The 14888-nt window shown below is 69.7% G+C and carries 11 protein-coding genes; 10 read left to right on the forward strand and 1 reads right to left on the reverse strand.

Annotated features, from left to right (window positions below; translation table 11 throughout):
• The 7 genes from U9978_RS22320 to murD form a co-directional block, all read left to right on the forward strand.
• A partial coding sequence (locus tag U9978_RS22320; RefSeq protein ID WP_322763108.1) for a penicillin-binding protein 2 occupies positions 1-1734 on the forward strand: 1734 nt, incomplete at its 5' end.
• A gap of 42 nt (positions 1735-1776) precedes the next feature.
• Positions 1777-3366 (forward strand): UDP-N-acetylmuramoyl-L-alanyl-D-glutamate--2,6-diaminopimelate ligase, encoded by a 1590-nt coding sequence (locus tag U9978_RS22325; protein WP_322763109.1) that lies wholly within the window; start codon positions 1777-1779, stop codon positions 3364-3366.
• Positions 3363-4778: a UDP-N-acetylmuramoyl-tripeptide--D-alanyl-D-alanine ligase gene (locus U9978_RS22330; RefSeq protein WP_322763110.1), complete on the forward strand. Its 1416-nt coding sequence runs from the start codon at positions 3363-3365 to the stop codon at positions 4776-4778. The genes U9978_RS22325 and U9978_RS22330 overlap by 4 nt, the downstream gene beginning before the upstream one ends.
• Positions 4775-5842: a phospho-N-acetylmuramoyl-pentapeptide-transferase gene (gene mraY / locus U9978_RS22335; RefSeq protein ID WP_322763111.1), complete on the forward strand. Its 1068-nt coding sequence runs from the start codon at positions 4775-4777 to the stop codon at positions 5840-5842. Before U9978_RS22330 ends, mraY begins: the two co-directional genes overlap by 4 nt.
• 197 nt (positions 5843-6039) lie before the next feature.
• Entirely contained in the window at positions 6040-7011 is a 972-nt protein-coding gene (pgeF, locus tag U9978_RS22340) for a peptidoglycan editing factor PgeF (protein WP_322763112.1), read from the forward strand.
• Positions 7008-8336 (forward strand): hypothetical protein, encoded by a 1329-nt coding sequence (locus U9978_RS22345; RefSeq protein ID WP_322763113.1) that lies wholly within the window; start codon positions 7008-7010, stop codon positions 8334-8336. The genes pgeF and U9978_RS22345 overlap by 4 nt, the downstream gene beginning before the upstream one ends.
• On the forward strand, positions 8311-9690 hold the full coding sequence (gene murD, locus U9978_RS22350) for a UDP-N-acetylmuramoyl-L-alanine--D-glutamate ligase (RefSeq protein WP_322763114.1): 1380 nt from the start codon (positions 8311-8313) through the stop codon (positions 9688-9690). Before U9978_RS22345 ends, murD begins: the two co-directional genes overlap by 26 nt.
• 35 nt (positions 9691-9725) lie before the next feature.
• On the opposite strand, the gene U9978_RS22355 is transcribed toward murD, so the two are convergent.
• Positions 9726-11087, reverse strand: a complete 1362-nt coding sequence (locus tag U9978_RS22355; RefSeq protein ID WP_322763115.1) for an FAD-binding oxidoreductase — start codon at positions 11085-11087, stop codon at positions 9726-9728.
• Positions 11088-11452: 365 nt separating this feature from the next.
• Here U9978_RS22355 and ftsW point away from each other — a divergent pair, with 365 nt between their 5' ends.
• From ftsW to U9978_RS22370, 3 genes are all read left to right on the forward strand, one after another.
• On the forward strand, positions 11453-12856 hold the full coding sequence (ftsW, locus tag U9978_RS22360) for a putative lipid II flippase FtsW (protein WP_416211101.1): 1404 nt from the start codon (positions 11453-11455) through the stop codon (positions 12854-12856).
• A 189-nt stretch (positions 12857-13045) separates the two neighbouring features.
• Complete coding sequence (locus U9978_RS22365) at positions 13046-14281, forward strand: PLP-dependent aminotransferase family protein (RefSeq protein WP_322763116.1); 1236 nt, start codon at positions 13046-13048, stop codon at positions 14279-14281.
• 72 nt (positions 14282-14353) lie between these two features.
• Positions 14354-14888, forward strand: a 535-nt coding sequence (locus tag U9978_RS22370; RefSeq protein WP_322763117.1) for a UDP-N-acetylglucosamine--N-acetylmuramyl-(pentapeptide) pyrophosphoryl-undecaprenol N-acetylglucosamine transferase, incomplete at its 3' end; no start/stop codon positions are given.

The raw sequence follows: 14888 nt of genomic DNA on the forward strand, positions 1-14888 counted from the left end.
ATGCGACTGGGTAACCCACGCCGCAGGCTCCGGACCGCGGTCGTCATCCTCTGTTCGCTACTGATAGTGCTCGCCGGCCGACTGACACAGCTGCAGGCGTTCCAAGCGTCCACCTATGCCAAACGTGCCGAGCAGGGGCGGCTGCACAACGTGGCGCTGCCCGCGGCCCGTGGTGTCATCACCGATCGCGGTGGCGCGATCCTGGCACGGGACGTCGACGCGCGTTCGGTGTACGCGAACCCACGTAACGTCACCGACCCTCATGCCGTCGCGAATGTGCTCGCGCCCATCCTCGCGGTGCCCGCGGACACCCTGATGGCCAAGCTCAAGAGCGGCGGACGCTTCGTCTACCTCGCCCGTGGGCTCGACCCGGCCGCGGGCACGACGGTCGTCAAACTCGAGCTTCCCGGCGTCGGGGTCCTGGAGGAGCGCCGTCGGCTGTACCCGTCCGGCTCGCTCGCCGCCAATGTTGTGGGCTTCACCACGGTTGGTGACAACGATGTCCTCACGGGCGGTGGCGGCATCGAAGGTGCCTATGACCGGGTGCTGCGTGGGATCGACGGGTCGCGCCGCGTCGAGATGGATCCGGCGGGTCGGCCCATCCCGTCCGCGGCGAGCCGGGAGTCCGATCCGGTGCCCGGTTCGAGCGTGCGGCTCACCCTTGACCGCGACATCCAGTGGGCTGCGCAGGCGGCGCTCGCCGAAGCGGTGCGCGCTACCCAGGCTGATGGCGGAACCGTCGTGGTCATGGTCCCGGGCACCGGCGACATCCTGGCGATGGCCGATGCGCCCGACTACGATCCCAACAAGCTCGCCAGCGCAGACCCGTCGACGCTGAAGAACCGCGCCACCCAGGATGTCTACGAGCCCGGCAGCGTCAACAAGGTGATCACTATGGCCGCGGCGCTGGACCGCGGCCTCATCTCACCAGAGACACCCGTGACGGTGCCCTCGAGCATGCGCATCGCGGGTCAGACCTTCACCGATGCGGAAACGCACGGTGTCGAGCACCTCACTGCGGCCGGGGTGTTGGCCCGGTCCAGCAACCTCGGGACGATTCAGATCGCGAGCAGGGTCGGTTCGGCCAACCTGGAAACCGCGCTGCGCGCGTTCGGGCTCGGGTCCAGGACGGGCCTGCGGTTCCCGGGTGAGAGCGCGGGCATCCTCAAAGCGTCATCGGCCTGGGACGTCCAGCAGGCGGCCACGATCCCCTACGGACAGGGCATGTCCGCGACCGCGCTCCAGATGGCGGCGGTCTACGCGACCATCGCCAACGGCGGGGTCCGGGTCTCGCCCCGCCTGGTGGACAGCACCACCTCACCGGACGGGGTGGTGCACACCACGCCCCGGGACCCCGGCACCCGGGTGATCAGCACGGGAACCGCCACGACCCTCTCGCAGATGTTGGAAGCGGTGGCCACCGACTCGGGGACCGCGCCGTTGGCTGCCGTCGACGGGTACCGCGTCGCGGGCAAGACCGGAACAGCCCAGCGGCCCGGCCCGTCCGGTCACTACAACGGTTATGTCGCCTCGTTCGTGGGTTTCGCCCCCGCGGACCAGCCCAGAGCGGTCGTGGAGGTGGTGCTCGACAACCCCCGGGACGGCCATTTCGGCGGGACGGTCGCCGCGCCGGTGTTCCAGAAGGTGATGACCTTTGTCCTGGCGACCCTCGCAGTGCCCCCGCCTGGCACAACAGCACCCAGGTTCATCCTCGACCGCGATGCCAGGCGTTGACCGGTCGCGGGCCTGGGGCGGCTGGATACTAGGGTCGTCGACGTGACCTCACCGGTGTTGCGTCCGGTTGCCCCGCCGGCGCGGGCGCTCACCGACCTGACGTCCCGATGCGCCGATCTCGTTCTGGCCGGCGGCCCGACCGAGGGGGTCGTTGTCCGCGGCATCACCCACGACTCGCGGGCTGTGCGGCCCGGCGACCTCTACGCGGCGCTGCCGGGTGCCCACCTGCACGGTGCCGCCTTCGTCGAGCAGGCGCTCGCGACCGGTGCCGTGGCCGTGCTCACCAACCCGGCCGGCGCCGACCGCATCGCCCGACTCCCGGCCGGGAGCGCGCGGGTACCCGTGCTTGTCTGCGCCGACCCACGCGCGGTACTGGGAACGGTCGCGTCGTGGGTCTACGGCGATCCGTCACGGTCCCTGACACTGCTGGGTGTCACCGGAACAAACGGCAAGACAACCGTGGCATACCTGCTGGAGGCCGGGCTGCGTGCCGCCGGCCACACAACGGGGCTGCTCGGCACCGTCTCGACGCTGGTGGCCGGTGCTGCGGTCCCGTCGGTGCGCACCACCCCGGAGGCGACCGACCTGCAGGGGCTGCTCGCGGTCATGGTCGAACAAGGCGTTACCGCGGCGGCGATGGAGGTCTCCAGCCACGCCATCGCCCTGCACCGGGTCGGTGGGATCCGGTTCGCGGGCGCGGCCTTCACCAACCTCAGCCAGGACCATCTTGACTTCCACCCGTCCATGGAGGCCTACTTCGCGACGAAGGCCGCCCTGTTCGCTCGCGGACGGACCGGGGTATCGGTCATCGACACCGACACCTCCTGGGGGCGCAGGCTCGCCGCCGCCGTCCCGGATGCGGTGACCTGTGGTCGCAATGCCGACGCACAGTGGCGTGCGCTGGACGTCCGCGCCGGTACCATGGGAACCACGTTCCGCGCGCACGGCCCCGATGGCGTGGACGTCGAGGTACGCATCGCGCTGCCCGGTGCCTTCAACGTCAGCAACACCCTGGTGGCGCTGGCGCTGCTCGTCGCCACCGGGGTGGGGGCCGACACCGCCGCCGCCGGGCTTGCGAGCCTGGCCGGCGTGCCGGGCCGGATGGAGCGGATCGACGCCGGCCAGCCGTTCGTCAGTCTCGTCGACTACGCCCACACGCCGGACGCGGTGGCGACGCTGCTGGCAACCGTGCGACCGCTGGTCGGCGGGCGCGTGATCCTCGTGCTCGGATGTGGCGGCGACCGCGATCGTGGCAAGCGCCCCCTGATGGGAGCGGCTGCGGTCAGCGGCGCCGATGTCGCGATCTTCACCAGTGACAATCCCCGGTCGGAGGATCCGGAAGTGATCATTGCTCAGATGTGTGCCGGGGGGACGACGGTGCCCTCCGGCGCCCGTGGCGATGTGCTGGTCGAGGTCGACCGTGCCGCGGCGATCCGTCTCGCGGTGAGCCTGGCCGGGCCGGCGGACGCGGTCGTCGTGGCCGGCAAGGGACACGAGAGCGGGCAGGAGCGGGACGGCGCTGTGACGCCCTTCGACGATCGGGACGTGCTGCGGGCCGAGCTGGCCGGTGCCGGTGCCGGTGCCGATGCCGGATCGCAACAGAGCACCGGCGGGAGGGGCGTCCACAGGTGATAGCGCTCTGCCTGCGCGACGTCGCGGCCGTCGTCGGTGGTCGGCTCGATGTCGTGCCCGACTCGGCCGCACTGGTCACCGGCGTTGTGATCGATTCACGCCAGGTCGGCACCGGCGCGTTGTTCGTCGCCATGGTCGGTGCCAGGGCCGACGGTCACGACTTCGCTGCGGATGCGGTCCGGGCCGGCGCCACCGCGGTGCTGGCGGCACGGCCGGTCGGCGTACCGGCGGTCGTGGTCCCCGACCCCACGGTCGCACTCGCTGCGCTCGCCGCCGCGGTGCGCGACCGCTCGTCGGCAACGGTGGTCGCCGTGACCGGATCGTCGGGCAAGACCACCACCAAGGACCTTCTAGCCGATCTGCTGGGTGAGCTCGGGCCCACGGTCGCCGCGCCCGGTTCGTTCAACAACGAGATCGGCCTGCCGTTGACCCTGCTGAGCCTGGAGCCCACCACCAGGTTCGTCGCGCTGGAGATGGGCGCCCGCGGCCTCGGCCATGTCGCCGCACTGTGCGAACTGGCCCGGCCTGAGGTCGGCGTCGTCCTGAACGTCGGGTCGGCGCACGTCGGCGAGTACGCGGACGGGCGTGCCGGTATCGCCCGCGCCAAGGGGGAGCTCGCCGCGGCCGCGTCCACCGCCGCTGTCCTGAACATCGATGACCCGCTGGTCGCGGCGATGGCGGCTCAGGCCCGCGGCGAGGTCATCACGTTCGGCGAGAGCGCGCGGGCCGATGTACGGGCCGGGCGCGTCAGCGTCGACGACAACGGGCGTGCACGGTTCGACCTACTCACCGCCGGTGAACGTCATCCTGTCGCGTTGAACCTCGTCGGCGCGCACTACGTCGCGAACGCGCTGGCCGCCGCGGCGGTCGCGATCCGTCTCGGGCTGTCGCCGGAGCGCGCCGCGGCCGCGTTGTCCCGGTCCCGGGCCCGCAGCCGGTGGCGGATGGAGGTCACCGTCACGGGCAACGGTGTCACGGTCGTCAACGACGCCTATAACGCCAACCCGGAGTCGATGCGGGCGGCGCTGAAGACCTTGGTCGAGATGAGCCGCGGCCGGCGGGCCTGGGCCGTGCTCGGGGGCATGGGGGAGCTGGGCGTGGCCACGGACGACGAGCATGACGCGCTCGGGCGGCTGGTGGTCCGCCTTGGTGTGCCACACCTGGTCGTGGTGGGGGCCGAAGCTCGCCGGATACACCTAGGGGCGTCACTGGAGGGTTCGTGGTCAGGGGAGTCTGTCTGGGTCGCCGACGTCGAGGCGGCGTGCGGGCTGTTGCGGGAGCGGGTGGCGCCGGGTGACGTCGTGCTGGTGAAGGCGTCCCGCGCGTTCGGCCTCGAGCGGGTCGCCGATGAGCTGACCGCCGATGAGCCGACGGACGGCGTTCGGTCCGCCGAGCGGGGTGCACACGGGTGAGAGGCGTACTGGTGGCCGCGCTGGTGGCCCTGGTGGTGTCGCTGCTGGGAACACCGTCGGTCATCCGGCTGTTCCGTCGGCGGGGTTACGGACAGGAAATCCGCGAGGACGGACCGTCAAGTCATCTTACCAAGCGTGGTACCCCCACGATGGGTGGCACGGTCATCATCCTGGCGACGCTGGTCGGCTATTTCGTTGCACATCTGATCACGATGAACGGATTCACCGCGTCCGGACTGTTGGTCCTGCTGGTCATGACCGGCCTGGGTATGGTCGGCTTCCTCGACGACTACATCAAAATCCGTAAGCAGCGCAGCCTCGGGCTCACCGCGCGGACGAAGTTCGCCGGCCAGGCCGCGGTGGCCCTGGCGTTCGGTCTGCTGGCGGTCCGGTTCAAGAACGCCAACGGCCTGCTGCCCGGGTCGACGTTCATCTCGATCGTCCGCGACACCGATTTCTCGATCGGTCTGATCGGGTTCCCGTTGCTCGCCTGGATAATCATCGCGGCGACGTCGAACGCGGTGAACCTCACCGACGGCCTGGACGGCCTGGCCGCCGGTACCTCGGCGATGGTGTTCGGCGCCTATGTGGTGATCTCCTTCTGGCAGTTCGGTAACCTCTGCCAACGTGGCGCAGCCCCGGACGGCTGCTACTTCGTCCGCGACCCGCTGGACGTGGCACTTGTCGCGGCCGCCGCCATGGGAGCCTGTTTCGGGTTTCTGTGGTGGAATGCCAGCCCGGCGAAGATATTCATGGGCGACACCGGTTCACTGGCGCTCGGCGGGGCCTTCGCGAGTATGGCGATCGTCAGCCGGACCGAGTTGTTGCTGTTCGTCCTCGGTGGGCTTTTTGTTGTCGAGACGCTGTCGGTGATCCTCCAGGTCGCCTTCTTCAAGGCCACCCGGAGACGAATCTTCAACATGGCGCCGATCCATCATCACTTCGAGCTGGCAGAGTGGCCGGAGACCACCGTAATCATCCGTTTCTGGATTGTCTCCGGCCTTGCCGTGGCGTTCGGGCTCGGCCTGTTCTACGCGGAGTTCCTCTCGCACGGTGGTTCCTGATGTGTATCCTCGAAACGGGCGGCCCCGGGCGCCGCCGGGAGACGGGCGCTGTTTACCGGTGTGCTCTTTACTGCTGGAGTGCGCTGTTCACCGGTGTCGGCCCGAGGTTTCCGGTCAGTGATTGACATCAGTGACCGGCCGAGTTGGAACGGGCGGTTGCCGACGTTGAAAGCCGACAGCTGGCGAGGTCGCGGGAGATGACCGCCGGCATGGCGACGTCGCGGCTTCGCCGAACAACGTCCGGCCTGGAGGTACTGTGTTGGGCGGGCTTTGACGAGCGGCTGGTGGATGTTTTCGTCACCACCCGGGGCGGCGGGGTTTCCGGCGGTGGCTGTACCTCGCTCAATCTGAGCCTGCGGGTCGGGGACGACAATGCCGCCGTGCTGGCGAACCGGGTAAGAGCGGCCGCGGCACTCGGCGCCACCCTGGACGACTTCGTCTTCTGCGCGCAGACGCACAGTCCGAATGTCGCTGTCGTGACCCACGAGCATCGCGGTCGGGGCGCCCGCTCGGCCTCGGACGCGATACCGCTGACCGACGGGCTGGTGACGACGACTCCCGGACTCGTGCTGGCTGTCCTGGCGGCGGACTGTGTCCCGGTCGTCCTGCATGATCCGGTGGCCGGGGTGCTCGCGTGTGTGCACGCCGGTTGGCGCGGGACCGTCCGCGGCGCCACCCCCGCGGCGGTGACGGCCATGCGGCGCCTCGGCGGTGACCCGCGCAACGTCGTCGTCGGCGTCGGCCCCTCGATCACCCCTGACCGTTACCAGGTCGGTGCAGAGGTCGTGGACGCCGTGCGGGCCGCCCTCGGCGGGCGCGCTGACGCGGTGCTGCGACCCGACGGCCTCGGAAAGTGGACCTTTGACGTGGCCGGCGCGAACACCCTGCAACTGGTTGCCGCGGGCGTACCGGAAAACCAGATCCACCGCACCGGCCTTGGCACCGGTCCGGACACTCCCTTTTTCAGCCACCGGGCCGAGAACCCGTGCGGGCGGTTCGCCGCGGTGGCCCGCCTAAGGGGCCAAAGGCGATGCGATCGTGGTTCTGTCGCATCGCAGGAGGCCGCAGTTCCCGGAGCACTAAGTGGCCAAAGGGCGCGCGAGGATCGTCAGATCGCGCGCCCGGAGGCCGTAGTCCCCGGAGCACTACGTGGGAAGGACGTCCTGTGAACGGGTCGCCCCGGCGCGGGGAAGTTTTCCGTTATGTCGGCTACGACATGGATCCTGCCCATGACCGGCTCGTGTGCCGCTACCGCCTCGACGGGCGGGAGTTCCGCGAAGAGGTGACGTTCCCCGGCGGTGGTGCGTGGGGCGAGCCCGCGGTTGCCGCCGCGGCGCGGCTGGTGTTCCTGGTGGCTGCGGTTTCGTACTACAAGTCGGCGGCCCCGCCGCTCATCGATCTCGGTGACACCGCGGTCACGGATGTCGAGCGTGCCTTCCTGCGGGAGTTCTATCTCGACGGCCTGGGTGAGTTCGCCTACCGCAACAATCTTGATCTCTCCGAGCTGCGGATCGTCGGCCCGAGGCTGACACGGGAGGCGCCGGTCGCGTTCAGTCCTGACGAGGGTCGGCCACTGGTTCCGTTCGGGGGTGGCGTGGACTCCATCGTCACCGTGGAGTTGGTGCGGCCCAGGTCCAAGGACCCGGCCCTGTTCGTCGTCAACCAGCCCGGTGACCGGTTCGAGGCCATTGAACGGGCCGCTGGTGCCACCGGCCTGCCGGTGGTCCGGGCGGAGCGGCTCATCGACAACCAGGTGCTGCGCTCGGCGGAGCTCGGTTTCCTCAACGGGCATGTGCCGGTCACGGGGATTCTCTCGGCGATCGCCGTGATGGCCGCCGCGCTGGACGGGCGGGATGCGGTGGTGATGTCCAACGAGTGGTCGGCGTCGGTGGGAACCATCGAGGTCGACGGCCGCTCCATCAATCACCAGTACTCCAAGGGCGAGGCGTTCGAGACCGCCCTGCGGTCGGTCCTCGCCGAGACTCTCGGGGGCCGGCCGGAGTACTTCTCCCTGCTGCGCCCGTTCACCGAACTGTGGATCGCCCGGCGGTTCGCCGCGCTGCCGCAGTACTTCGACCATTTCCGCAGCTGCAACCGCGCCTTCCACATCGACCCCGCACAGCGGCTGGACCACTGGTGCGGGCAGTGCGACAAGTGCTGTTTCATCGATCTGATTCTTTCCCCGTTCATGGACGAGCCGACGCTGCGGCGGGTTTTCGCCGGACGTGAGCCACTGGCTGACATGGCGCTGCTGGGCCGTTTCCGCGCCCTGCTGGGCCTGTCCGCGGACAGCAAGCCCTGGGAATGCGTCGGCGACGTCACCGAGTGCCGGGTAGCCACCCTGCTCGCCACCGGACGCCGTGACCGCGGCGCTTCACCCGTACTGGCCGCGCTCGGTCCGCTACCGGGGGAACCCACGCCTGAGGAGCTGCTCATCCCGCACGGCCGACACTTCGTTCCGGACCGGTATGCGCCCGACGATCTCCTGGTCTGACCTGTGCGGCCGTGAGGTCGGTCTCTACGGCCTGGGCCGTGAGGGCGAGGCCAACCTGCGCGCCTGCCTCGCGCGGGGGATCGAGCCGGTGCTCGTCGACGACGCCCGCGCGCGGACCGACATCGAGGGCCGTCCGCTGCTGGTGACCGCCGAGGGCGGCCTCGGCGCTCTCACCCGTTGTGACATCGTCATCAAGGCGCCTGGAATCTCGCGGTACGGCGAGACCGTGCGGCACCTCGAGCGGCTCGGTATCCCCGTGGTCGGCGGGGTGGGGCTGTGGCTCGTCGATGCAGACCGGTCGAAGGTGGTCTGCGTGACCGGCACCAAGGGCAAGAGCACAACGTCAGCGGTTGCCGGGCATCTGTTGACCCGGCTCGGCTACCGGTGCCTGGTCGCGGGCAACATCGGCGTTCCGCCATATGATCCGCTGGTTGGCGGCGACTACGACTTCTGGATCATCGAGGTGTCCAGCTACCAGGCGACCGACCTGGCATGCTCCCCGCCGGTGGTCGCCGTCACCTCGCTGCATCCCGATCACCTGCCATGGCATGATAATGATCAGGAGACGTACTTTCGGGACAAGCTCTCCGCCTGCTCCCAACCCGGTGCCGATCTGACCATCGCCAACGGCGACAGCGACCTGATCCGCGCGCACCGGGGCCTGCTCGGCCCGAGGGTGGCATGGGTGCGCGCCGACGGCGAGGCGGACGGCGGCGAGGCGGACGGCGGCGCGGGCGGCGAGGCGGACGGCGGCGCGGGCGGCGAATGGATCCGCCAACTGGGCCTGCTGGGTCTGCACAACCGACGCAACGCCCTGATAGCCGGCGCCTGCCTGCGGGCACTGGGGGTACCCGAGGCGGTCGACGACGACAAGCTGCGTACCGCAGCCGGGGGGTTCGCCGGGCTGGACAGCCGGCTTCAGGTGATCGGCGAAGTCGACGGCGTCACATTCGTCGACGATGGCCTGTCCACCAACGTCCTACCGACACTCGCCGCGGTCGAGGCCTTCGGCGACCGCAGAATCGCCGTGGTCGTGGGCGGTCAGAGTCGTGGCATCGACTACCGGCCGCTGGCTGTCGGCCTACGTACCCGCATGCTGGACACGCTCATCCTCACCGTGCCGGACAACGGCCCCGACATCCGCCGTCAGGTCACCGAGGCCGGCGCCGGCCCACATGTCACGACAGTGGACACGCCCGACCTCGCGGCCGCCGTGGTCGAGGGGTTCCGGTGGGCACGACCCGACGGCGTCGTCCTGCTGTCGCCCGCGGCGCCGAGCTTCGGACGTTTTCGTGACTACCGCGAGCGTGGCGCCGCCTTCGCGCTCGCCATGCACACCTGCCGTACCGTATGACGGCTACTTTACGTAGTAATGGACGAAAGCAGGGATCAGGATAGATCCGGAGGAATCAGAACATTCGGGTTGAGAATGCCCACCGGGTCAAGGGCCTGCTTGATCCGCCGAAACATGGCGATCTCGACCGGTGAGCGGTTGAGTGGGAGCCAGCGCCGTTTTGCCGTGCCGATCCCGTGCTCGGTGCTGATGCTGCCACCGCTGGCGGCGACGAGCCGGAACACGCCGTCTTCCACCCGCTCCCCGGCGGATCCCACGCCGGTGACGTTGACATGCACGTTGCCCTCGGCGACATGCCCGAACAGCCATGTCCTCGCCTGCGGCGCAATGCCCGTGACGGTGGCGGGCACGGCCTCGACGAACGTGGGCAGGCCGGCGAGCGGCAGGGTGACGTCCATCTTCACCGGCGTTCCACGGGTGTTGATCGACTCGGGATGCCGTTCCCGGAAGGACCACAGTGCCTGGCAGCCACGTGGGTCACCGGCGAGGGCGGCGTCCCTGACGCCCGCCAGACCTGCGACCGCCTCCGCCAACGTGTTGAGAGGTGTCTCCCCGTCCGCGGTGTCCCCGCCGACCTCGACGAGGAGGTAGGCCACATGCGTCCCACGCAGCGGTCGGGGTAGGTTGCATGTTTCCGCCACAAGATCGAGACCCGTGGCCAGCATGAGTTCGGCCGCGGCCAACCCGGGCAGATTGTTGCGCAGCAGGGATGCCACCGCGACCGCGTCGGGCACGGATGCGAGCCCCAGCAGACCCACCGCCCGTGCCCGGGTGGCCGGCACAAGCCGGACCCGGACCGCGGTGACGACACCGAGGGTACCTTCGCTGCCGGCGAGCAACGATGGCAGGTGGTAGCCGGTGTTGTCCCTGGACAGGCCGGTGAGATGGGAGACCACGCTGCCGTCGCCGAGCACCGCTTCCACTCCGAGCAGCTGTGCCCTGGTGTCCCCGTAGCGCAGTACCCGCAGGCCACCGGCGTTCGTGGCAACGGTGCCGCCGATCGTGGCGGAGTCACGACTGGCAAGGTCCACGCCGTAGGCCAGGCCCGCCGCGGACGCCTCCGCGCGCAGCACACCGACCGGGACACCGGCCCCGACAGTGGCCTGGCCCGCGGCGGCGTCGATCCACAGGGGCTCGCCGAGCCCGCGCAGACTGAGCACGACCTCCCCACGTGTCGGGACGCCGCCGCCGACGAGCCCGGTATTGCCGCCCTGCGGCACCAGCGCAACCTCATGGTGTGCGCAGGCCTTGACGATGGCAGCCACCTGCGCGGTGTCCACCGGACGCACGACAGCACACGTCCGCCCGACGAATCGTCCGGTCCAGTCCTGGACGTAGCCGGCCATGACCTCCGGGTCGGTCAGCACACGGGCGTCACCGACAGCGTCTCGCAGCATCTGGACCACCTGGTTTTGGGACATGGTTCAGTCTCGTCCGAGAACCTCGTCAGGGGCTTGCTGCGGCGATAATTACCGATCTGATACCGTACGTTGGCATCCGGCTCCGTATTGTCGACCACTCCGTATTACCGACCACTTCGTATTACCGACCACTCCGTATTACCGACCACTTAGCCGGCCGGGGACCGCAGTCGGGCAGGCTCGTGCCCGACACACCCGCGATGGTCGGCGCCCGACAGGCTGGCGGCGTGGACTATTCGGTGGGGGACGATAGGCGCGTCCCCGGGCGAGCCGCGCGAGCACGACGATGGCCTCGGTGGGCGCGTTCCATGAGTGTTCCATGACGAGCAGGGGAGTGGGACGTGGTGACCGGGGGGGAGGCGCCCGCGCTCGGCGGGCCCGAGCCGGGTGTGTACGGGGCCGACGACACCCGGGTGCCGGTACTCGCTCGGCCACTGGCCTCCTACTACCTGCTCCTTTCCTCGGCTGGGCTGCTGTTGCTGCTCGGACTGGTCATGGTGCTGTCGGCCTCCAGCGTGCGGTCGTTCGACCAGCTGGGTTCGTCCTACGCGGTGTTCGCGCGGCAGGCCACCTGGGTCGGCATCGGCCTGCCGTTGCTGGTGCTGGCCAGCCGGCTGCCCATGCGGGTATTCCGGGTGCTGGCGTATCCGTTCATGATCGTCTCGCTGGTGCTGCTGGTGGTTGTGCTGACGCCACAGTTCGGAAAGTCGATCAACGGCGCCCAGCGGTGGATCGAGTTGGGACCGTACACGCTGCAACCCAGTGAGATCTCCAAGCTCGGCCTCGTGCTCTGGGGTGCGGATCTGCTGGTGCGCAAACGCAAGCTGCTGGGGAACTGGAAGCACCTGCTGGTCCCGCTCGTCCCCGGAGCGCTCCTGATCTGCATATTGATCATGCTTGAGCCGGACATGGGGACCACGATCGTGGTGCTCGTGGTCCTGCTCACCCTCTTGTGGGTGGTCGGCACCCCGCTGCGGGTGTTCGCCTCGATCAGCGGTGTGATTCTGCTGGCCGGCACCGTTCTGGCCGTCCGGGAGCCGTACCGGTTCGAACGGCTGCTGTCCTACCGTGACCCGTTCGCGGACGCACACAACACCGGCTTCCAGGCGGTCCAGGGCCTGTACGCGCTGGCCTCGGGAGGCTGGTGGGGGGAGGGACTCGGCGCGTCTCGGGAGAAGTGGCCGGGGCTGTTGCCCAACGCCCACACCGACTTCATCCTCGCCATCGTCGGTGAGGAGCTGGGCCTGCTCGGCACGCTGGTCGTCGTCATCCTGTTCGCCGTTCTCGGGTTCGCCGGTATCCGGGTCGCCCATCGCACGGCAGACCCGTTCATCCAGCTCGCCGCCGCATCCGCCACGGGGTGGTTGCTCGGTCAGGCGATGATCAACATGGGTGCCGTGGTGGGGCTGCTTCCGATCACCGGCATCCCGCTTCCGCTGGTCTCCTTCGGGGGTTCCGCGTTGGTTCCCACGATGCTCACCGTCGGGATGCTGTTGTCGTTCGCCCGGCACGAACCGGCGGCGGCGGCGATGCTCAGCGCCAGGGCTGCGGCCCGACGCGAGGCTCGGGAGGCACGTGACGCCACGTCCGGTGGCGGGCGCCGGTTCTGGTCCCGCACGCGGGTTGTCAGGGGCGGATCGGGTGACAGCGGTCGTGGTGACCGCCGTGGTGGTGGCCCTGCTGGTGGTGACCCCGGCGACGGGGGCGACATCACCGACGGGATGTCCGCAGCCGCACGCCGTTGACCCGCGCCGAACGCGATGTCCAGGCAAGGAGAAGGCCGGGCCGTTGTCGCGGCCGGCTTTCTCCGGAGTATCTTCCCGCGAACGGAGGCCCGGCTCGTGGGCCGAAGGGCGTGCGATCATGGTTTTTCTCGCAGGCCCGGAGGCCGGGGTTGCTGACGGTGGAGTGGTTCAGAGGGGTGGTGGACGGCGATGAGCGACAGCGAGTCGGTTGAGGCGATCCTGCCGGGACCGGTTCCGCTCGCCCGCCGGATGGGTGAGGTCGGAACGTGGGTTATGCGTGACCCACTGCGACTCGGTGAGGTCGGTGACGTCATCTCGCTCGCCGGTGGGTTGCCGGCCGGGGAGACACTGCCCGCCGCAGAGATCGGCGAGGCCGTGCGCCAGGTGGCGACCTCGAAGCTGGCGACGGCCGCCCTGCAGTACTCGGCGGCCGAAGGTCTTCCCGCGCTGCGCGCCTGGATCGCCGACCGGGCGTCGGTCGACCGTGGGCGCCCGGTCGACCCGAGCCAGGTCGTGGTGACCACCGGTGGGCTGCAGGGCCTGGACGTCATCGCGCGCACGCTGCTTGACCCCGGCGATCTTGTGGCCATCGACGAGCCGGTCTTCCCAGGTTCGCTGCACTGCCTGGAGATGTACCAGCCGGAGTTCCTGGCGATCCCGGTCGACGACGACGGCATGGATGTCGGCGTGCTCGCCGAACGACTGGCCGGCGGGCAGCGTCCCAAACTCGTCTACACGGTCGCGACCTTTCACAATCCGACCGGGGCTACGCTCACCGATGTCCGGCGCCGCGAACTCGCGGACCTCGCCGAGCGGTACGGGTTCGTGGTGGCCGAGGACGAGCCGTACCCGGCACTGCGCTTCAGTGGGAATCCCGTGCCGCCGATCGCGGCCTATAGTGATCGTACAGTCACCATCGGGTCATTTTCCAAGACGCTCGGACCGGGACTCCGGGCCGGTTGGGTGGTGGTGCCGCGCGCGCTCGCCGACGCGGTGGGCCGCGCGAAGCGCTGGTCTGACCTGCATACCTCGACGCTGATGCAGTACGCCCTGATCGAGCTTCTCGGCCGTGCGGGCTGGTATGACGCGCACCTGGCGACCTTGCCGGCCGTCTACGGGCTGCGATGCGACGCCCTGCGTGCCGCCGTCAGCGAACATCTGGTGGGGGTCGTCGAGGTCAACGACCCGGCCGGCGGGCTGTTCGTCTGGGGGCGCGTCGTCGCGCCGGGCCTGTCCGCGGACGACCTGCTCGACGCCGCGGTCCGCCGCGGGGTGACATATGTGTCCGGCCCGCAGTTCGCCGTGCATAATCCCGATCCCGCGACCATGCGGATGTCGTTTGCGGGCAGTTCCCCGGAACGCCTCGAGCTCGCCGCCCGCCGGCTGGCCGACGCCGCGATCACCGCCCTCGGGTCGAGGGCCTGACAAGGACCTGACACGGGTGGCGGCGGTACCCGGGGAGTGATCCACTATTGAGGTGTGTCATCGTCGTGAACGATGCTGAGGAGTGTGGTGCTCGCCGGCGGTGGCACGGCGGGCCATGTGGAACCTGCGCTGGCCGTCGCCGACGCCCTGCGGACCGCCGACCCCAGGCTGCGCCTGACCGTCCTGGGGACGGAGTCCGGGCTGGAGGCGAGGCTTGTGCCGGCCCGCGGCTACGAGCTGGTGACGATCCCGAAGGTGCCGCTGCCGCGCAAGCCCACGCCATCCCTGCTCACCGTGCCCGGCAGGCTCGCCGGGGCCGTCAGCCAGGCGTCGGCGACGCTGGTGCGGGTGCGCGCGGACGTGGTCGTCGGTTTCGGTGGGTACGTGTCCGTCCCGGCCTACCTGGCCGCGCGCCGGGCGGGTATCCCGATCGTCGTCCACGAGGCCAACCCGGTGCCAGGTGTGGCGAACCGGATCGGCGCCCGGTTCACGCCGTTTGTGGCGGTCTCCTACCCGAACACTCCGTTGCGCGGCGGCCGGCTCACCGGCATCCCGCTGCGCCCGGAGATCCTGAACCTCGACCGGTCGCCGACGGCGGCCCGGGTGG

The organism is Protofrankia sp. Cr2, from assembly GCF_963555885.1.
GTDB lineage: Bacteria > Actinomycetota > Actinomycetes > Frankiales > Frankiaceae > Protofrankia.